Origin of the sequence: Paenibacillus sp. FSL H8-0280 (genome assembly GCF_045040665.1) — a bacterium.
Taxonomy (GTDB): domain Bacteria; phylum Bacillota; class Bacilli; order Paenibacillales; family Paenibacillaceae; genus Paenibacillus; species Paenibacillus xylanexedens_A.
This window is the reverse complement of record NZ_CP150296.1, coordinates 2,234,571-2,253,996: the sequence shown is the minus strand read 5'-3', so window position 1 is coordinate 2,253,996 and position 19,426 is coordinate 2,234,571. Positions and strand designations below refer to the sequence as shown.

19 protein-coding genes and 1 other RNA gene are annotated in these 19,426 nt (G+C 45.3%); 9 read left to right on the top strand and 11 right to left on the bottom strand.

The features are described 5' to 3' along the window. Window positions 1-384: 384 nt before the first annotated feature. Complete coding sequence (cimA, locus tag MHI12_RS10195; RefSeq protein WP_405172299.1) at window positions 385-2,004, top strand: citramalate synthase; 1,620 nt, start codon at window positions 385-387, stop codon at window positions 2,002-2,004. 120 nt (window positions 2,005-2,124) lie between these two features. Here the strand turns inward: cimA and MHI12_RS10190 are convergent, their stop codons facing one another. Next, entirely contained in the window at window positions 2,125-2,676 is a 552-nt protein-coding gene (locus MHI12_RS10190) for a TlpA family protein disulfide reductase (RefSeq protein ID WP_405172298.1), read from the bottom strand. 225 nt (window positions 2,677-2,901) lie between these two features. On the opposite strand from MHI12_RS10190, the gene MHI12_RS10185 reads away from it, so the two are divergent. After that, a complete protein-coding gene (locus MHI12_RS10185) occupies window positions 2,902-3,393 on the top strand; it encodes a M67 family metallopeptidase (protein ID WP_405172297.1) in 492 nt (163 codons plus the stop codon). On the opposite strand, the gene MHI12_RS10180 is transcribed toward MHI12_RS10185, so the two are convergent. Genes MHI12_RS10180 through MHI12_RS10170 form a run of 3 tightly spaced genes read right to left on the bottom strand, consistent with a single transcriptional unit; the run spans window position 3,379 to window position 6,640 of the window. After that, on the bottom strand, window positions 3,379-4,116 hold the full coding sequence (locus MHI12_RS10180) for an exonuclease domain-containing protein (RefSeq protein ID WP_405172296.1): 738 nt from the start codon (window positions 4,114-4,116) through the stop codon (window positions 3,379-3,381). The two genes, MHI12_RS10185 and MHI12_RS10180, sit on opposite strands and share 15 nt — an antisense overlap. Continuing rightward, window positions 4,113-5,198 (bottom strand): DUF294 nucleotidyltransferase-like domain-containing protein, encoded by a 1,086-nt coding sequence (locus MHI12_RS10175; protein WP_405172966.1) that lies wholly within the window; start codon window positions 5,196-5,198, stop codon window positions 4,113-4,115. The genes MHI12_RS10180 and MHI12_RS10175 overlap by 4 nt, the downstream gene beginning before the upstream one ends. Window positions 5,199-5,239: 41 nt before the next feature. Further along, a complete protein-coding gene (locus MHI12_RS10170; protein WP_074094452.1) occupies window positions 5,240-6,640 on the bottom strand; it encodes an ammonium transporter in 1,401 nt (466 codons plus the stop codon). A 352-nt stretch (window positions 6,641-6,992) separates the two neighbouring features. Here MHI12_RS10170 and MHI12_RS10165 point away from each other — a divergent pair, with 352 nt between their 5' ends. Further along, window positions 6,993-7,421, top strand: coding sequence for a MerR family transcriptional regulator (locus tag MHI12_RS10165; RefSeq protein WP_017689377.1), 429 nt, complete (start codon window positions 6,993-6,995; stop codon window positions 7,419-7,421). A 28-nt stretch (window positions 7,422-7,449) separates the two neighbouring features. After that, window positions 7,450-8,130, top strand: coding sequence for a zinc metallopeptidase (locus tag MHI12_RS10160; RefSeq protein WP_036609646.1), 681 nt, complete (start codon window positions 7,450-7,452; stop codon window positions 8,128-8,130). Window positions 8,131-8,173: 43 nt separating this feature from the next. On the opposite strand, the gene MHI12_RS10155 is transcribed toward MHI12_RS10160, so the two are convergent. Beyond that, window positions 8,174-9,085, bottom strand: coding sequence for a LysR family transcriptional regulator (locus tag MHI12_RS10155; RefSeq protein ID WP_036609648.1), 912 nt, complete (start codon window positions 9,083-9,085; stop codon window positions 8,174-8,176). 69 nt (window positions 9,086-9,154) lie between these two features. Further along, complete coding sequence (locus MHI12_RS10150; RefSeq protein WP_341006797.1) at window positions 9,155-9,781, bottom strand: rhomboid family intramembrane serine protease; 627 nt, start codon at window positions 9,779-9,781, stop codon at window positions 9,155-9,157. A 148-nt stretch (window positions 9,782-9,929) separates the two neighbouring features. Here MHI12_RS10150 and tpx point away from each other — a divergent pair, with 148 nt between their 5' ends. Then, entirely contained in the window at window positions 9,930-10,448 is a 519-nt protein-coding gene (gene tpx / locus MHI12_RS10145) for a thiol peroxidase (RefSeq protein ID WP_036609653.1), read from the top strand. Window positions 10,449-10,520: 72 nt separating this feature from the next. On the opposite strand, the gene MHI12_RS10140 is transcribed toward tpx, so the two are convergent. The 4 genes from MHI12_RS10140 to MHI12_RS10125 all read right to left on the bottom strand — a co-directional run bounded on the left by MHI12_RS10140 (window position 10,521) and on the right by MHI12_RS10125 (window position 13,966). After that, window positions 10,521-10,913: a DUF1499 domain-containing protein gene (locus tag MHI12_RS10140; RefSeq protein ID WP_017689382.1), complete on the bottom strand. Its 393-nt coding sequence runs from the start codon at window positions 10,911-10,913 to the stop codon at window positions 10,521-10,523. A 182-nt stretch (window positions 10,914-11,095) separates the two neighbouring features. Then, a non-coding RNA gene (ssrS, locus tag MHI12_RS10135) (6S RNA) lies at window positions 11,096-11,287 on the bottom strand. Window positions 11,288-11,338: 51 nt separating this feature from the next. Continuing rightward, entirely contained in the window at window positions 11,339-12,151 is an 813-nt protein-coding gene (locus MHI12_RS10130) for a YesL family protein (RefSeq protein ID WP_017689383.1), read from the bottom strand. Between the two features lie 219 nt (window positions 12,152-12,370). Continuing rightward, the gene (locus MHI12_RS10125; RefSeq protein WP_076209022.1) at window positions 12,371-13,966 is read right to left on the bottom strand and encodes a DEAD/DEAH box helicase; all 1,596 of its coding nucleotides are present in this window, start codon (window positions 13,964-13,966) and stop codon (window positions 12,371-12,373) included. Window positions 13,967-14,271: 305 nt separating this feature from the next. Between MHI12_RS10125 and MHI12_RS10120 the strand changes: the two genes are divergently transcribed. The 4 genes from MHI12_RS10120 (at window position 14,272) to MHI12_RS10105 (ending at window position 18,356) form a co-directional block, all read left to right on the top strand. Next, window positions 14,272-15,093 (top strand): YitT family protein, encoded by an 822-nt coding sequence (locus tag MHI12_RS10120; protein ID WP_036609659.1) that lies wholly within the window; start codon window positions 14,272-14,274, stop codon window positions 15,091-15,093. A 174-nt stretch (window positions 15,094-15,267) separates the two neighbouring features. Next, complete coding sequence (locus tag MHI12_RS10115) at window positions 15,268-15,456, top strand: hypothetical protein (protein ID WP_029880762.1); 189 nt, start codon at window positions 15,268-15,270, stop codon at window positions 15,454-15,456. 162 nt (window positions 15,457-15,618) lie between these two features. After that, on the top strand, window positions 15,619-16,800 hold the full coding sequence (locus tag MHI12_RS10110; RefSeq protein ID WP_341006795.1) for a putative glycoside hydrolase: 1,182 nt from the start codon (window positions 15,619-15,621) through the stop codon (window positions 16,798-16,800). A 203-nt stretch (window positions 16,801-17,003) separates the two neighbouring features. Next, complete coding sequence (locus tag MHI12_RS10105; RefSeq protein WP_405172965.1) at window positions 17,004-18,356, top strand: MATE family efflux transporter; 1,353 nt, start codon at window positions 17,004-17,006, stop codon at window positions 18,354-18,356. A gap of 87 nt (window positions 18,357-18,443) precedes the next feature. Here MHI12_RS10105 and pfkA read toward each other — a convergent pair whose 3' ends face one another. Further along, window positions 18,444-19,415, bottom strand: coding sequence for a 6-phosphofructokinase (pfkA, locus tag MHI12_RS10100; protein ID WP_036609663.1), 972 nt, complete (start codon window positions 19,413-19,415; stop codon window positions 18,444-18,446). Window positions 19,416-19,426 lie beyond the last annotated feature (11 nt).

Sequence of the window (19,426 nt, the reverse complement as noted above, 5' to 3'; positions counted from 1 at the left end):
CACAAAAAATATCAAAGTGATCAGAGCAATAACCGTATTTTCCCATACAAAAGTCAAAATCACCCCTCCTTTTCTTCCATATATTCCAATTAAAACTCAATAATAGATTATAACATACATCCGGATTATGATTAACATCCTTCTTTTTTCTCTAAAATACGTTAATTGTTACATGAAACTGCGATTTCTATGTAGCATTTGGCTATAATGGTGCTATAATAATTAATTATACAAATTGACGACTTTAGGACAAATCAGCGCATTGAGTTTAACACAGTGTAGCGTTGCCGAATCGAAGGATTCGTCCACTAACGTACTTAACAGCTTTTCCCAACTTACAATCCAAACTTTTAAAAGAGCGCTTTATCTCAAAGGAGGATCTTCATGTCAAAGGCCATTTCCATCTTCGATACGACTTTACGTGACGGCACACAAGGGGAGGGTGTCAGCTTATCGGCAGACGACAAACTCAAAATTGCCAAAAAGCTTGATGACCTGGGTGTCCATTATATTGAAGGCGGAATTCCCGGCAGCAATACCAAGGACATTGAGTTTTTCAAAAGAGTCAAGGAATTAAACCTGAACGCAAAGGTTGTTGCTTTTGGCAGTACCCGCCGTAAAGGCAGTGTTGCTAGTGAAGATGCCAACCTGAAGCGCATGATCGAATCTGGTGCTCAGGCTGCAACCCTGGTCGGTAAATCATGGGACTTCCATGTTCACACCGCTTTGCAGACTACATTGGAAGAAAACTTGTCCATGATCTATGATTCCATCGCCTATCTGAAACAGAATGGAATGGAAGTGATCTTTGATGCAGAACACTTCTTTGACGGATTCAAACATAACCCGGAGTATGCTCAAGCGGTCTTGACCAAAGCTCACGAAGCTGGAGCGGACTGGCTCGTTATGTGTGATACCAATGGCGGGACGATGCCAACCGAGGTGCACGAGATCGTATCCACACTGCATAGAAGCCTGCCTCATGCACATCTCGGCATCCATACACATAATGATTGTGAACTGGCTGTGGCCAACACACTCAGCGCTGTACAAGCCGGAGCCCGTCAGGTGCAAGGAACGATGAACGGTTATGGAGAGCGTTGCGGTAACGCCAATCTCGCATCCATTATCCCGAACCTGCAACTGAAGCTTGGTTATGAATGCGTTACTGAAGATTCCATGAGACAGCTTACAAACGTGGCTCGTTATGTTAGCGAGATTGCCAATGTGAATATGCCAATTAATCAGCCTTATGTTGGCAATGCTGCTTTTGCTCACAAAGGTGGAATTCACGTCTCTGCCATCCTGCGGGATTCACGTACCTATGAACACATCGTGCCTGAACTGGTTGGTAACAAACAACGTGTGCTGGTCTCTGAACTTGCCGGACAAAGTAACATTGTATCCAAAGCACAGGAACTGGGGCTTGAGTTCGATCCAAGCAGTGCCAATTCACGTCAGATTATCGAGAAGATCAAAGACCTGGAACATCAGGGTTACCAGTTCGAAGGTGCAGATGCTTCGCTTGAATTGTTAATTCGTGAAGCGAACGGTGACATGAAAGAATTGTTCACGTTTGAATCATTCAAAATGCTTGTGGAGAAAACAGCGGGCAAATCCGTTGTTTCTGAAGCTTTTGTCAAAGTGAATATCGCTGGAACAAGCGCTTATACCGCTGCTGAGGGCAATGGTCCGGTTAACGCACTCGATAACGCCCTTCGGAAAGCGCTGGTGCAATACTTCCCTTCACTTGCCAACATGCATCTGTCGGACTACAAAGTGCGTGTTCTGGATGAGAAGGATGCTACAGCTGCCAAAGTTCGTGTATTGATCGAATCCAAAAATACGGAGAACACATGGAACACTGTCGGTGTATCCGAGAACGTAATTGAAGCAAGTTGGGAAGCTCTTGTACACAGTTTCCGCTATGCTTTGCTTCAAGAAAAATTGCAGGATGAGCCAGGCACACTCCCTATTCCTGCTCATGGGATAAGCAACCACTAAAGTATATATTCAAAAAGGCGTTTTTTTGAACAACCTCTTAACGCTTATTTCCCGGAAAATATAAAGAAGCCTCTGTACCCATGATTCATGGATGCAAAGGCTTCTTTGTTTACATGAAAATTAATTCGCAATTAACTTTTTAATCTTACGTTCCAACTCTTTCTCAGGCAATATGCCCAGAACAATCTCCTGTATAACTCCTCTAGAGTCAATCAGAACATTCGTTGGAAAAGCCACCCCATTGTATTGAGCATACACAGTCCCCTTCTCATCCAAGGGAATAGGGAATGTCAGTTGGTACTCATCCACAAAAGCTTTGGCATCCTTGAGTTTATCATATGACGTTACATTAACCCCATACATGTCAAGCTTATCCTTGTATTTCGCAGCCATTCTGTTCAGCTCCGGAGCTTCCTGCTTACACGGCTCACACCAGGATGCCCAGAAACTGACGAACGTGGCCTTATCTTTAGTACCGCCCACACTGTACGTCTTTCCATCCATTGCTGTCAGAGAAAAAGCAGGTGCCAGAAGACCCGCACGTGGTCCTGTCTCTGTAGGCATCGGTTCTTCCTGCTTAAAAACGGCTGCAATGCCATCACCCGCATTCTGGGCCAGTGCAATACCAACCAGCAAGACAACACCAAGGAGTATGTATATGTTTCGTTTCATAACCCGCCACCCTTTTATATAATTAGCATATTGAAACTGAAACCGTAATTTCTGCACATGCTAAGTGTTTATCACGCTCTATCATAGTTCACCAGAACATGACTCCAAATGTTCTCTTTATTATTGTACCCTTTTCCTTTAAAATTTTACAATCCGGATTACAGAAAATAAAATGAAAAAGGACTCCTGCCTAAGCAGGAGCCAAAGAGAGAGGGGTGAATACAAATGGCAGCACTTCACGGGCAGCAAAACGCCTTCTACATCCCTTCTTCCGTAGAACAAGAAATGTCAAAGCACATGTTCCTTTCGCTGCCGCAAGAAGCCTGCGGGGTTATGCTGGGTGAAACCGCAGCGGGCGGTATACGAATCAGTCGGTTTCAGCCCATTCGTAACGTAGCACCTGACCCGCTGCACCATTTTACTCTGGACGATGCCGAATGGATTCGGTGCGTATTCTCCGAGCCTAAGCTCATTGGTATCTTCCATTCTCATCCGCAGACCAGGCCTGTTCCTTCCTTAGAGGACTTGCAAGCTCTTCCGGCCTTCGCCAGTTTGCTTCAGATGTACCTCATCGGCTCACCTGACCTAACAAGCGGGTTGCGATCTCTTATGCATCTGAACGGTTATCTGATTGAATCCTCGAAGGAATCGCAGGATTCGGCACACCGCGTTGTGCCTTCATACAATCTGCTTCCCGTTCCGTTATGCGTGACTTAGCTGGGTATACAGATCACCCAAGGTCTCCACATTTTTACGAGTCATGTCCTCCAAGTAGCAGGACCATAACTGTGCAGTCATTTTGGAATCTTCCAGTGCATGGTGACGTCCATAGATCGGAATCCCTCTGGATTCCAGCAATTCATCCAAACCATACCCCGGCCTGCTCGGTTCAAGCCAGCGGGCCAACATCATCGTATCGATTAAACGATGTGTCAGCCTTACCTTTGAAGTCCGCCACAGAGCTGCATTCAGAAAGGCTCGATCATGCGCACTTGCGTGTGCAATCAGAACATTTCCACCTACAAAAGACATGAAATCATGCAGCCCTTCCAGCAAAGTCGGTGCGTCCAGCGTCATCTTCTGTGTAATACCTGTAAGTTCAGTAATATGTTCCGGAACCGCAGTCTTGGACTGCACCACCGTATAGAACTGCTCCCCTTCCAGTACCACACCACCATGTATACGGACCGCACCAAATGAGATAATCTCATCCCCATGCTGGGGCGAAAAACCCGTCGTTTCCAGATCAAATACAACTGCGTCCAGCTCATTTAGAGGTGTATGCAGAACCTCAGGTCTGCGCTGTTCTCTCATCATCGAGCGGATAAACGCCATGTGTTGCGCCGTAGGGGCTCCCATAATGGAAGCGATGGCGGAAGGAACCCCTCCCTGACGCAGCGAATTCCAGAATCCTGTATTGCCCCTTGCCGGCTCTCTCATGGACGTCTCCTTTCTGCAAAACGCAACTGTCTTTGCAAAGCACGATGCACTCGTCGTACCAACCCGAGCGTATCCCTGAGCTCATAATGAAGCTGCTTTTGTTTCATCTGTTTCTCATCCAGAAACCCGCTGCTATGTTGCAATTCCCTTTGGATGACAACCGGTGTACTTCTGCGAAATTTCAAAGCGGCAAAGAAGGCCCGCTGGCATGCATCCAGTAATGTAAATGGAACAGCTTCAAGTGAAGTCAGTCTCTCCATTCTTTTTAGCGTCGATGACTCCTTGATCCCATGTTGCAAAGCCAAATAACGGGCACTGTTCACCAGTGGAATGTACAAACCATATTTGACATCAAATCCACCTGCATGTTCACCAAATCGTTCTGTGACCACACGTCCAAGTACATTTAATGTAGCTTTATGTTTAACCGTATTGCGAAGAACCGCATCCGAAAGTTCAGGAATCAGTCTGAACTGTTCATAAAAACTCGTGATCCATTCCTCCGCCAGACTTTGCTCACCTGCAACAAAACGCATGTCTGAAGCAATAATCAGATTACGAACGGGCTCCCAATTCAGATCCGAGCTCCAAGCTGCTAATTGTTGCTTCCATGACGCCAGCGTTTTTCTCCAGAGTGGCTCAGAGCACATGACTTTGCCTTCGCACTTGGCGTAACCAAGCTCTTCCAACATGTCCGTCATTCGTTGTCCGAGCTGAGCAAAATATTCCTCTTTACCTTCGTGCGAGGTATCGCTAATGATCATGCCATTATCCTGATCACTCCATAACGTTGCTTCTTCCCTGCCGGAACTGCCAAATACGATAAAGGCATAGGGGACGGGAGGTTGGCCGAAGCCTTCCTCAACCATCCCCTGAATGCATAACTCTACTGCTTTCCGTGCAATCCGGTCATGCAGTTCATTTACCGTTTGGTACCACTCGATCGGCGACAAGGAAGCGGACAACAATTCCTGGAGCTCGTTCTGTAATATCACACGTGCCTGGCGCAGTTCTTGAGAAGACACCGCACCATCGATTCCCTGATAAGAGCAGGAATAGTTTGTATACGAGATGGGTTCCATCATGTCCAGCCTCCTTGAAGCATGATTCAGCATCATTCACCTCAGGAGCTGAACGTACCACCATTGGATTTAGAATCTACATTTTTCATTTGTTCAGGGTATCCGTAAGTACCGTGCTCACTGATATCCAGACCCATTGTTTCTTCTTCTTCAGTAACACGGATGCCCATGATTGCTTTCATTCCGCCCAGAATAATGAAGGACATTACGAGTACGAAGGCAAAAGCACCTGCCAGACCGAGAAGCTGTACGCCCAGTTGGTGGAATCCACCGCCATAGAACAGACCCGCTTGACCTACACCCGCATTCTCGGCAAGTTCAGGAGTAGCGAACAAACCTGTGGAGATCGCACCCCACATACCAGCAATACCATGCACGGAGAAAGCGTAGATTGGATCGTCAATTCCTTTACGATCGAAGTACTGTGCTGTGAAGAATGTGATGATACCCGCCAGAGCACCGATAACCAGCGCTGCCCAAGGTTCAACGAAGGCACATGCTCCTGTAATTGCAACGAGTGCCGCAAGCACACCGTTTAACATGCTAGGAATATCAGACTTACCAAGTACTGCCCATGAGATCAACAGTGCAGCAACACCACCGGCTGCAGCAGCTACGTTAGTAGTCAACGCAACATAACCGAAGAATCCATCCCCCATGGCAGATAATGTACTACCTGGGTTGAATCCGAACCAACCGATCCAGAGGATAATAACCCCGAGTACAGAATACACTTGGTTGTGACCTGGAATGATGTTAGGTTTGCCGTCTTTGTTATATTTACCAATACGTGGTTTCAACAAGATGGTCGCTACCAATGCTGCAGTCGCACCAGTCAAGTGAACAACCGTCGATCCTGCAAAGTCTTGCATACCCAGCTCAGCCAACCAGCCGCCGCCCCATACCCAGTGAGCAACAACCGGATACATGATAATGGTATAAAGTGTACCAAAAACAATATATACGCTCATCTTTGCACGTTCAGCCATACCACCGCAGGCAATGGCCAGAGATACCGCCGCAAAGGCAAGGTGGAATACGAATTTAATAGTCAATGGAACATCGGAGAAAGCCAGTGATTCGAAGGAAGCAGCCATCTTGTCACCACTCAGGAAGAATCCTGTTGTTCCAAAGAAGCTGTTACCATTACCGAAACCAAGACCGAAACCCAAAGCCCAGAAGGCAATAACTGAAATTCCCAATGTCAGGATGGTCTTACCCGCAATGTGTCCTGCATTCTTCATTCGTGTTGAACCCGCTTCAAGTAAAGCAAACCCCCCTTGCATCAAGAACACGAGTACAACAGCCAGAAACGTAAAGGCTGAGTTCAAACCACTTTGAAGTTCAATGTTAGTCGGACCCTCCGCAGCCGCAAATGCGCTAACCGGAAAAGCGAACAAAGTAAGCATTACTAACACAGAAACCAACCATTTCTTTCTCATATACCCCACTCCCTCTTATGTTAAGTTTCTTCACATAACGTGAAACTCTTAATGTCATTATAAGCAGAAGAGAGGAAAGTTGACAAGAGTATTTTCATCAAAACTGAAAATTATTTCTGGGAATAAAGTCATACGTCTTTTTCTTGCACTTAAGTACATAATCACATTCTATGAGTACATAGATATAGAAATGCAGTATGCTGATTGCCAAAGCATAACGTTTGACTGTACGGTTAAAGATCATGTATCATACTTATTAGTAAGAAAAATTGGGCGTAGTCTAGAAATTCACAAGTGGAAACTACAATTCCCTACATTTGAACTTGCAAGCGAGGTGAATATCATTGGGGATATGAAACTTTTTCGGATTGGCGAACTTGCCAAGACCGCTGGTGTTAGTGAACGGACGATTGATTATTACACAAAGCTTGGACTAATCGCTCCCGAAGAACGTACACAAAAAAATTATCGTCTCTATAGTAATGAAACTTTAACGAGGCTTGAACGTATTGTACAGATGAAACAAGAGAAGTATAGTCTCGACGAGATTAAGCAATCTCTTGAGAAGTGGCGTCTGGTTAGTACAGAAGAACAAGTTGCCAGCAAACTGACAACATTGGAGCTTCATGTACAACAACTTGAGCGAGAGGTTAACGAACTCAAACCGCTACTTGGAGAGATGAAACCTGTACAAGCACGTAAAATGATGGCAGGACTCCTCACCAAAAGTGCCGGTACAATGGAGGCACTAAAAATCTTGCTTGAGAACACCATGATGTAGCTTATTCTTAGAAAGCGGAGGAATGAATATGAGTTTTAATAACGGTATGTTCGTATTGATCATTATCGCCTTTTTGCTCTCTTTATGGGCGCAATTTCGCGTTAAAGGTACGTTTAGACGTTGGTCGGAGGTACCGAACCAGAACGGAATGACTGGTTACGATGCCGCTCGCCAGATGCTTGATGCTAACGGCCTGCATGATGTTCCAATTGAACCTGTACGCGGCACGCTCTCTGATCACTATGATCCGATCAATCGGGTTGTACGTTTATCAGAACCAGTATATTACGAAAACTCAATCTCAGCTGTTTCGGTAGCGTGTCACGAAGTTGGCCACGCCATTCAGCATAAAGAAAGTTATCCGATGCTGGCACTGCGTCACCGGATCTTCCCAATTGTGAACTTTGCATCCGGATTAGCTCCATTCCTGTTAATTGCAGGATTCATCTTCAATGCCATGAACCTTGTAGGTATCGGTATCATTTTCTTCTCCGTAACTGTAGCATTCCAACTCATCACTTTACCGGTTGAGTTCAATGCAAGTAATCGCGCTAGAGAGATTATGGTATCCGAAGGGTACATCCGTAATGAAGAAGAAAAAGGTGTTGCAAAAGTTCTGAATGCCGCAGCCTTGACTTACGTTGCTGCAGCGTTGATTTCACTGCTTGAGTTGATTCGTTACATCGGAATCTTCAACAGCCGCGATTAATTGGATACCTAATACAACAAAAACAAAAAACAATACCCCACCGTTAATCGGATGGGGTATTGTTTTGTTGTAAACCGAAATAATCAAGCAAGAATGAACGAAAGGACTGAGCAACCAGCGGCAGTTTATCATGCGCACGATGAATTAAACCGATAGTTCGCGTTACTTTAGGATGAGAAATGGCCACATGTGCCGGTTGCAACGGATTCGTCTGGAATAACGCCATCTCAGGCAGCAGACTGACCCCCATGCCCGCAGCGACCAATCCGCGGATGGTGTCGGTCTCTTCCCCTTCAAAAGCGATCTTGGGTGTAAAACCAGCTTCCAGACAGGCATGCCATACAATAGGACGAAGAGAATAACCTTTGCTGAATAATACGAACTTATCATCCTTGAGCTGTTCAAGCGCGATTGTCTCTTCACCAGCTAACGGGTGATTAGGAGGAAGGATGGCATGTAATTCTTCCGTGAGTACAATATCGCCATCTACTTGATCATGCTTCTCTGGAAAAGGAGAAATGAATGCCAAGTCTACCTCTCCCGATAACACATCACGAATCAGTGTAGGGAACATCCCCTGCTTGAATCTGAATTTCACGTTGGGGTAGCGCTGACGGAAAGCAGCCACCACGGAAGGAATGAGATGAATCCCCAGGCTATGCGGAAATCCAATTCGAATCTCCCCATGCTCCGGGTCCAGAAACTCATGAACTTCCCCGACTGCCTTGTCCAAATCTTTTAATATACCTTCAATTCGTTTGCAAAAAAGCTGTCCCACTGCAGTCAACTGCAGGTTTCGTCCCTTTTGCATAAAAAGGTCCACGCCCAGTTCTTCTTCCAGCTGATGAATCTGACGACTCACCGCCGACTGTGCCACATGCAACTCTTCAGCAGCCTGTGTTACATGTTCCTTCTGTGCCACTTTCAAAAAGTAATGCAACTGTCTTAATTCCACTCGCCTGATCGCTCCAATCTGTTATACCCTACTTATCCTTGATTGCATTCCATCTTGAGAACGTTCTGACTACCGCTTTAAGCTGCGGGGTTTCCACAATCTGATCAACAGTCCGTAAATAAAGAATCCACCCAACAATCCGCCAAGGTGAGCCATCCAGTTGATTCCTGACATGGCGAAGGAGAATATGATTCCGAACAAAAGCAATGTGTACATCGTTTTGCGCGAAGCCTCGTCCATCATCGTTCGCTGGAACAGCGCTACATACAGGAATGCACCATAGACAGCATAGATCGCTCCTGAAGCACCTACCGAGATGGTAATACTCCCAACCGAGTTATACCACGCAACAGCAAGAATATTACCCAATACACCGCCACCCAGGTACAATACACCATACCTCACCGACCCGAGCAACCGTTCCATCGGTGGTGCAAATACGATTAACGCAAAGCTGTTAAACAATAAATGACTGAAGCCCGCATGCAGGAAGATGGATGTGATGTAACGCCACCACTCCTGTGCGAACAGTTCATGATTCGTAAGTGCCCCAAATTTCAGCAGCACCATATTGTTCGTTGATCCACCGTTCACCGTTAACACAATAAACATGACTACATTGGCAATTAAAAAAAGCGACGTCAAAGGGAAATACTTCAAATAACCTTTCCAGTTCTCATAGCGAATAAATATCATAAATTTCTTCTTTCACTCCACCCTGTTCAGATCGGACTTACATCTCTGATCCATCGTAATGGTACATGCCCGAATTGGACAATGCCTTTCATAAAAGATTATAATGGATTTTGGCACGGATCACCAATTTATAAGGAGGAACATTATTATGACACAAGAACGTACAGGCGCAGCCACATTTAAAGGCAACCCTATTACATTGATCGGACCCGAACTGAAAGTCGGCGATCAAGCACCTGATTTTACACTGAGCAAGAACCTGGTTGAGGACGCTTCCCTGAAAGACTTCGCAGGCAAAATCAAATTAATCAGCGTTGTTCCTTCCCTGGATACTGGCGTATGCGATGCGCAAACTCGTCGTTTCAACGTGGAAGCTGGAGAACTCGGAGACAATGTTGTTGTCTTGACAGTAAGCGTTGACCTTCCGTTTGCTCAGGCTCGTTGGTGTGGAGCAGCTGGTGTTGACCGCGTAGTTACATTGTCAGACTACAAAACACGTTCTTTCGGTGAAGACTACGGCGTTCTGATCAAAGAATTCCAACTCGACATGCGCTCCATTTTTGTTTTGGATGCCGAAGACCGGATTACATATGTGGAGTATTTGCCTGAAATGACAGACTCCCCTAACTTCGAACAAGCGATTGCTGCTGTAAAAGCTTTGCTGTAGAGGTTACCATACGTTCAGAACAAAAGCGAGGAAGGTTAACCTTCACTCGCTTTTTGTTATTTATCATCTATTTCAATCATTTGCTTTATACTTGCTTAGCTTCTTATCCAGAACAGAGAATAAGTTCATAATCGTGCGATAATTGGAACCCAAGTCTCCAAGTGAACCACGTGAAGCTGAATACATATCCACCGCACTGCGAACAGGACTTACTGAGATAATGGAAACTGTAATATCCATCGTCCGTCCAAAGGTAGTCCGCTTCTCCAGAATAACTTCTCCAACAGAAGGCACTTCATGCAGCACTTTATAACCCGGAATCTTTTTGAGTGTCGAAGAGACCTCTTCCCAGGCTCTGTCTTTGGATAAGTTATAATACCGTGTTTTTAATTTGGGATCCTTGGCTCGATCGCTGGTCCCCTCCATGCTGCGGATGATACCGACGAGCGTTCTCTTTAAGGTCAAGACCCTTCCTCCTTTGATTGTAACCGTTCCATTTATGTATCTTAGTGTAACATTGTTCAAGTAGTAACAAAAGGGCAAGCATCATATTTATCATAAAACCAATCAAAAACATTCATCACAACTTAAAAACACCCTGAAATTCCTTTTGTAGAGGAAAAGTCAGGGTGCTGTACATGAAGATTTAGGAACCCGCCTATGCCGTCCGGCTACATTGTCTTATGAACCTGCTTGGCAGGTGGGTGACCGCAAAAATGCTTTTTGAAGTCCCCATGTCGTATAGACAGGGCTTTTCAGCAACATTCTGTGTTGATCTCCCGAAGACATCATCATTGGTTCAAAACAACGAATAACCGAAACGTACATCGCAGGATGTACAATTATTATATCCCTAACTGTGTAAAAAGTAAATGGCGATTCATCATGTTTTATTTTTGCAATGTAATGTTTTTGTCGTCTGATGGCTCAGATGTTTCACCATTCTCTGCTGATTGTTCAGCCAGCGCAGCAGCTTCTTCTTCTTCCTTCTTGAGTTGCATCTTCTCCATCTGCTCCTGCATCTTGTTGAAGGTTGCGTAGAAGTTAAAGAAAGCAAACCAAGCAATGATGCTGATAATGAAGAAAACGAACAAGACCGGATAACGGAAACCGATGTAGAACAGCAATCCACTTCCCAGCAATGTGGAAAATACACGGAATGGTCTGATCAGCGTAAGCAATACCGCGTTTTTGATAATGAGTCCGATGGACATATGATAATGTACAACCATCGAGAAAAAGTTAAAGAGTGATACAAATAACAAGAGAAGCAGTACTAACATGATGATTCCCACGAGCTGCATATTGCGGAACTGCGTCATGTACACTGTGTAATCCAGATACATAATCGCGAATAACAGTGTGTAAAAAATACCCCCAATTAAACTTTGCTTGTAGTTTTCCTTGTAACCTACAAAGAAAGTACGGAAGATCGGTACATCCGTATCACCCATATTCCATTTACGAACAACCGTAAACAGCGCCGAAGTCGCCGGGAACAGTGTAAGCGGTGCCACAATAGCTATAGCCCAGTTCATTTGCAATGATTCGTTTGCGAGGTTCTGCTGCATCACGAGCAGTTTCATAATCAAGAAAAACAAGAACGGAGACGAACAAATAGCCCACAACAGATTGGTTGCGGCCAGTCTCGTAATCCACTCTGTAAGCCGGTAGATCCCACCCATAGCTCCTTTAAATTCCAAACATTTCTCCTCCTCTGCAGCCTTGCGAATTACCTGAAGTCTAATATTAATATACCTTATTATAGATAGGAAAAGCCAGTACTTCCCGAAAAGAGATCGTCATTATCCTCAGCTAGCGCTTCTAGCCGCTTCTGGCAGTGAAATAAAATGATGCAGTCACTTTGAAAATAAAAAAAATGGAGCAGTTGCCCGCTCCATTCTTCAGATCATACGTTTATATTACTCGAAAGAAGAATCTTTCGCTGGACGACGTCCTTCGTTACTGCTTGGACGCGGTTTGCGGTCACGGTTGTAACCACCTTCTCTGCTTCCACCGCCAGTGCTGCTGCCGCTGTTACGATCACGGTTGTAACCGCCACGTCCGCCGCCACTGCTGTTGCGATCGCGGTTGTAACCACCACCACTGCCGCCGCTACCACTTGTGCGGTTACCGCTGTAACCCGATGGTTTACGTCCGCCAGAGCGAACATCCGGTTTACGACGTTTAGCACGGATTGGATCTTCAGGAGTCAGATCAACTTGAGCATCTTTCTTGTCACCTGTCAGGAGCTTCAGTGCAGCTGACAACAGTTGAACAGAATCATATTGCTCAAGCATTTGAATCGCAATACCTTTGTATTCGTTCAGTTCGCCTGATTGTACGATTTCCAGCAAGCGCTCTGCTGTCAAACGTTGTTTACCTTCAACCGCTTCTGCCATTGTTGGCAGTGGTTTACGTGGAATACGGTGACGTGTTACACGCTCGATGAAGTGCAAGTGATCAATCTCACGTGGTGTAACGAAGGACCAAGCAGCACCCTCTTTACCCGCACGACCTGTACGACCGATACGGTGAACATAGCTCTCCGGATCTTGTGGAAGGTCAAAGTTAACAACGTGAGTTACGCCAGATACGTCGAGACCACGTGCAGCCACGTCTGTTGCAACGAGTACGTCAATGCTGCCGTCACGGAACTTACGCATTACCGCATCACGTTGATTCTGGGACAAGTCACCATGAAGACCGTCTGCAGAATATCCACGTTTTTGCAAAGCTTCAGCCAATTCGTCAACACGACGTTTTGTACGTCCGAATACGATCGCCAGTTCAGGAGATTCCATATCCAACAAACGGCTCAATGCTTCGAATTTTTGACGCTCAGGTACTTCGATATAGGATTGGTCAATCAATGGTGCACTAACATGTTTCGGAATCACAGAAATGTGTTCAGGATTGTTCAAGAATTGTTGTGCCAATTTTTGAATGTTAGGAGGCATTGTTGCTGAGAACAGCATAGTTTGGCGCTCGTCTGGAACTTGTTTCAGGATGGATTGGATATCCTCCATGAAACCCATGTCGAGCATTTCATCTGCTTCATCCAGTACAACAGTTTGTACATCATCTAGTTTGATTGTTTTGCGGTTGATGTGGTCAAGGAGACGTCCAGGTGTACCAATGATGATCTGTGGTTTTCTTTTCAGTGCACGGATTTGACGCACGATATCTTGTCCGCCGTAGATTGGCAGGGAGCGAAGACCTTTGAAGCGAGTGAGTTTTTCGATCTCTTCAGCAACTTGAATTGCAAGTTCACGTGTAGGTGCCATAATAAGGGCGCGGATTTTCTCGTCACTTTTTGAGATTTTGCTGATCAACGGAATACCGAATGCAGCTGTTTTACCCGTACCTGTTTGAGCTTGACCAATCAAATCTCTGCCTTCGAGTGCCAAAGGAATCGCTTTGGATTGGATCGGTGTTGCTTCTTCAAACCCGAGCTCAGTGATGGCTTGCAGCACCAGTGGTTCAAGATTGAAATCTGTAAAGTTTAAATTTGTCAAAATTATTCATGCTCCTTTTATATGGTGGACATGGTGGACAATCCACTTTGTTGTCTGTATTCTTAAGTAGCGTTAATATTTATAGGGTATCCCAACGGGACGAATTATTTTCACTAACGAATATAATTCCATGAATGGGTCCCCAACATAAGACTAAAACTACATACATGTGTTTGAAACATTTCAAAATTTTATTGCTCCATTTAGGAAAAGTTTCCTACTCAAGAATATCCACAAATTATTATATCACAAAACAATTCAAGATTACCAGCAATCTGGTTTTAAATATAAATGAGGTGATTAAATTGCCCAAAATAATTTGGCACTCTTTAGTGATCATTTTGGGTGCTGCAGCTATTGCCTGCGGCTTCAACTGGTTTTTGGTCCCCCATCAGCTTTTAAGCGGCGGGGTGTCCGGTATTTCAATGCTTCTGGGTTATTTTACAACGTTGAATCTTAGTATAATGTATTTTGTTCTCAACATTCCCCTGCTCATTGCAGGTTGGTTTATTCTTGGACGACGCTTCATTACATTAAGTATTCTTTCGGTAGCAGCCACTTCTTGGTTCATTGCGCTTCTGCCTGTTTTTGCTGTGGCTACAGACCCTTTACTTAGTTCTGTATTTGGCGGTGTGCTTATTGGAATGGGTACAGGCGTTTCCTTCCGAGTCGGCGGCTCCACAGGAGGACTCGACATTGTTGGGTCCATTTTCACGCGTAAACGAGACTTTCCGATTGGTACAGTGATGGCCGGTATGAACGGTACGATCATTATGCTTGCAGGTTACCTGAGTGACAATTGGAATACAGCCTTGGCCTCGATGGTATCCATCTACATTACAGGCAAAGTGCTTGATCTGATCCATATCAGTCACGTCAAAGTAACACTGTACATTATTACAAACGAAACCGAAGCCATGTTAAAAAAATTACTTGTTCGGCCTCGTGGAGTTACCAAAATTAAGACTCAGGGAGCCTACACGGATATTGAGAAGGACATGCTCATGACCGTTACGACCCGTTACGAGTTGGTTGAAATTAAACGTATTATCAAGGATACAGATCCAAACGCTTTTGTTAACATTGTGGAAACGGTTGGTGTTATGGGTTCATTTCGCAGAAGTTAAGACACCTGTACGGTTAACAATTCACAACATTGTGGTATAATAACGGTGTACGGCTCCTAAATATGTTGTATAGCAGGTTCAACCCTTCAATTTCACAGGCCATATGCTTTCCCGAATTGCACCGAATGACTTACCATTTTGGAATTCGAGTAGGAAAGGGTGATTATTGTGGATATGGAAACGGTAAAACTGTTTGAAATTGTCAACAGATGGTGCCCGGAAATGCTCCCTTTCTTGAAACCGAATGAACTCGACTCACTGATTGTCCTCCGGGATGGGCTGGGCATCCTGGAACAGGGAGACGCAATGGAAATCATTCAGTACAGTATTTGTGAGCATCAAAATGAGATTTACATTCAATAATTTTTTCAGATTGATCACGCCGCTTCTTGCAGGGGATTTCCTCAGCAGGAAGCGGTTTTCATTTTTTCCATGTGTTTCATTACTTGATTAATATGGTTAAAAGCCCAGAGGCTTTAATGTATAATTCATACATGGAATGCACACATAAGGGAGTGGAAATGAATGAACATGTTTTGGGCTTTACTGGCTATGGCCTTCGGAAGCTTTGGTGGTGCCCCCACAGTGGCGGACCAGGGAAACCCTCAATTCCAATCGTTAACCAACAGTTTTAACACCGCAATTATCCAATCTCAAAAAGATCAGGTTGTTATTGATGCCGATAATCCACCTGCCAAAATTGATCCTCAACCTGATGCACCTGTGGTCAAAGGTATTTATGTAACAGCCTACAGCGCCGGCGGCGCACGTATGAAAGAATTGTTGGAACTGACAGACAGTACAGAACTGAATGCCATGGTCATTGATATCAAAGACGATCTCGGATACATAACTTACCCCACAGAAAACAAAGCGCTTCAGAAAATGGGTAAATCCCAACCTTTTATTCGGGATATCGATGCCTTGATGAAACGATTGCAAAAACATGAGGTCTACCCGATTGCACGTGTCGTTGTATTCAAAGATACGATTCTTGCCAAGAAAAATCCGGAGCTCTCCTTCCGCAATAAGGATGGTTCTGTTTGGGCGAATGGCAAAGGCGACAGCTTTGTGAATCCGTACAGCAAGGAAGTATGGGACTATAACATTGAGATAGCCAAGGAAGCAGCCAAGCTTGGGTTCAAAGAGATTCAATTTGACTACGTTCGTTTCCCGGAAGGTTTCGAAACTCGAGCCGATGTACTGAAATATACCAAATCTGACAAGTCACGCGTCGATGTTGTGGCTGAATTCGTGCAATATGCACGCAAGGAGTTGGCCCCGCTAGGGGTCCGTGTCTCGGTTGATATTTTTGGTTATGCCGCTTCTGTACCTGCGGCTGAAGGCATTGGACAAGATTTTGTTAAAATATCCGAAAATGTGGATGTCATCTCACCGATGGTATACCCGAGTCACTATTCTACTGGCTGGTATGGGGTCAAGGACCCTGACAAAGATCCTTACACAACCATCAAGGGTTCAATGGAAGATACGCATAAGAAACTGGACCCTACCAAAGAACTCAAACCCGTCATTCGTCCGTGGATTCAGGACTTCACAGCAAGCTGGCTGGGCAGTGGGCATTATGTCAAGTATGGCAAGAAACAAGTGGAAGACCAGATTAGAGCAATGAAAGACATGGATGTACATGAATATCTGCTCTGGAATGCGTCCAACCGTTATACATCAGGTGTACAATATAAGTAATCCGCACTCTTTCATACTTCTCATTTCATCCAACCTCGTTCTGCTTGAAGCGGAGCGAGGTTTTTTGGTGTTCATTTTTCTCTGTACCCCATACTCTGCTTCTGTCCCTATTCAAATTGAACAAAATCCACTACAATAAATAGCTGTCCAGATATGACACTTGGATGACATCTCTTTAGAATAGCGAGGCACTGCCAGTGAACATGAACACAACAAGTTTTTCCCAAAAAGTGAAGCAATTCCTGATTATATTTTTGCCCATCTTCACCACTCAAATCGCCCTCTCTGCCATGTCGTTCTTCGACACCAATATGTCAGGCAAGTTTTCTCCGGCCGACCTTGCAGGCGTCGCGATTGGCACAAGTCTTTGGATGCCAGTTCAAACTGGACTAAGCGGGATTCTGATCGGTATTACACCTGTCGTTTCCCATTTGCTGGGTTCCAAACGTAAGGATCAGATCGGGTATAACGTCATCCAGGCGCTGTATCTTGGAATTGCTGTCAGTCTCGTCGTTATCGGAGCGGGGGCGTTGTTACTTGGCCCTATACTGAACGGAATGCCTCTTGAACCCCGAGTTTCCCAAGTTGCCTTCTATTTTTTGTGCGCACTTGCTTTTGGGATTATCCCACTCTTCGGATATACGGTGCTTCGCAGCTTCATGGATGCACTTGGCCAGACACGGACTACGATGTTTATTACGTTGGTTTCACTGCCCGTTAACATCTTTTTGAATTATCTGCTGATATTCGGTCGCTGGGGCTTTCCACAATTGGGCGGTGTTGGTGCTGGTGTTGCTACAGCATGTACATACTGGCTGATCTTTCTTATTAGTCTCTTTTTTGTCCATCGGGTCGAACCTTTCGCCCAGTATGGCATTTTCCGTCAATGGACCCGTGTATCATTGTCCAAATGGAAAGAGCTACTCAAGATTGGAGTGCCCATCGGATTTGCGACTTTTTTCGAAACGTCCATCTTCGCTGCTGTGACTTTAATGATGAGCCGTTTCGATACCACAACAATTGCTGCCCACCAGGCGGCGCTGAACTTTGCTTCTACGCTCTACATGCTGCCTGTGAGCATATGTATGGCTCTTACGATCCTTGTGGGTTATGAGGCAGGTGCAGGGCGTCTGAGAGATGCCAAACAATACAGTCTGCTCGGAATTGGTGGAGCCATCGGGCTCTCCCTGCTGACAGCCATCGTGTTGATTGTGTTCGGCGAACAGATTGCAGGCGTGTATTCAAACGATCTAGAGGTCATTGCACTTACGCAGCATTTCCTTATCTACGCCATTTTCTTTCAGATCTCGGATGCGATTGCTACACCGACCCAAGGAGCATTGCGTGGCTACAAAGATGTTAATCCTGCACTAATCATTACGTTCATAGCGTATTGGATTATTGGTCTGCCTGTAGGTTACCTAACAGCTACGTATACTTCACTCGGTGCCTTCGGATACTGGATTGGACTCATTGCCGGCCTTGCTGTAGGAGCAACAGCGCTTCTCTGGAGACTCTTCCTGGTACAAAAACAAGCAGCACTCCGCAAGGCGTAGCATAGGAACACTCACTTACTTTGGAAAACAACAAAAAGAGCACAATCCTCGTTAAAGCGGGATTGTGCTCTTTGCGTAAGAATCGAATTATTGGGACAAACGTTGTGCAAGCTCGTAAGTCACCATATCGAAATCTTTTTTTGTGTTAACCACTTTATCAATATCCGTCAGGGTAAGTTCACCCTTGATAATGCCACAACCTTTGTCTGTCTCGCCTGCGATCAGACTGCGAACAGCGAAGTCGCCAAGACGGCTTGCCAGGTTACGGTCGAAAGGTGTTGGCGTACCCCCACGCTGAATGTGACCCAGAACGGTTACACGTGGCTCATACGTTGGGCAACGTTCCATCAGTTCTTTTGCTACATCCTCACCTTTGCCTACGCCTTCTGCAACGATGATAATACTGTGGCGTTTGCCATGTGCAAAGTTAGCTTTCATCCGATCTGCTACTTCGTCCATGTCAAACGGAACTTCTGGGACAAGAATCGTTTCAGCACCCGAAGCAAGTCCGGCATGCAGAGCGATATCTCCACAATGACGACCCATAACTTCAACGATGGAAGAACGTTCGTGTGAAGACATCGTATCACGCAATTTGTTTACTGCATCAACCACTATGCTTACAGCTGTATCAAATCCGATAGTATAGTCGGTGAATGAAACATCGTTATCAATCGTTCCTGGCAGACCCATGGTGTTAATGCCCAGCTTGCTCAGTTTGTTTGCTCCGTTGTAGGAACCATCCCCACCGATAACAACCAGACCGTCAATGCCACGCGCACGCAGAATGTCCGCACCTTTTTGCTGACCTTCAGCGGTATAGAACTCCTTGCAACGTGCCGATTGAAGAACCGTTCCCCCACGTTGGATGATATCCCCTACACTCCGCAAATCCATCGGGAAAATGTCATTATTCAAAAGACCCTGGTATCCACGTTGAACTCCAAATACTTCGAGACCGTGAAACAGTCCGCTGCGAACAACCGCACGAACAGCCGCGTTCATCCCCTGTGAATCACCACCGCTCGTTAATACTGCGATTTTCTTTACTGCTGTCATGATGTTTCTTC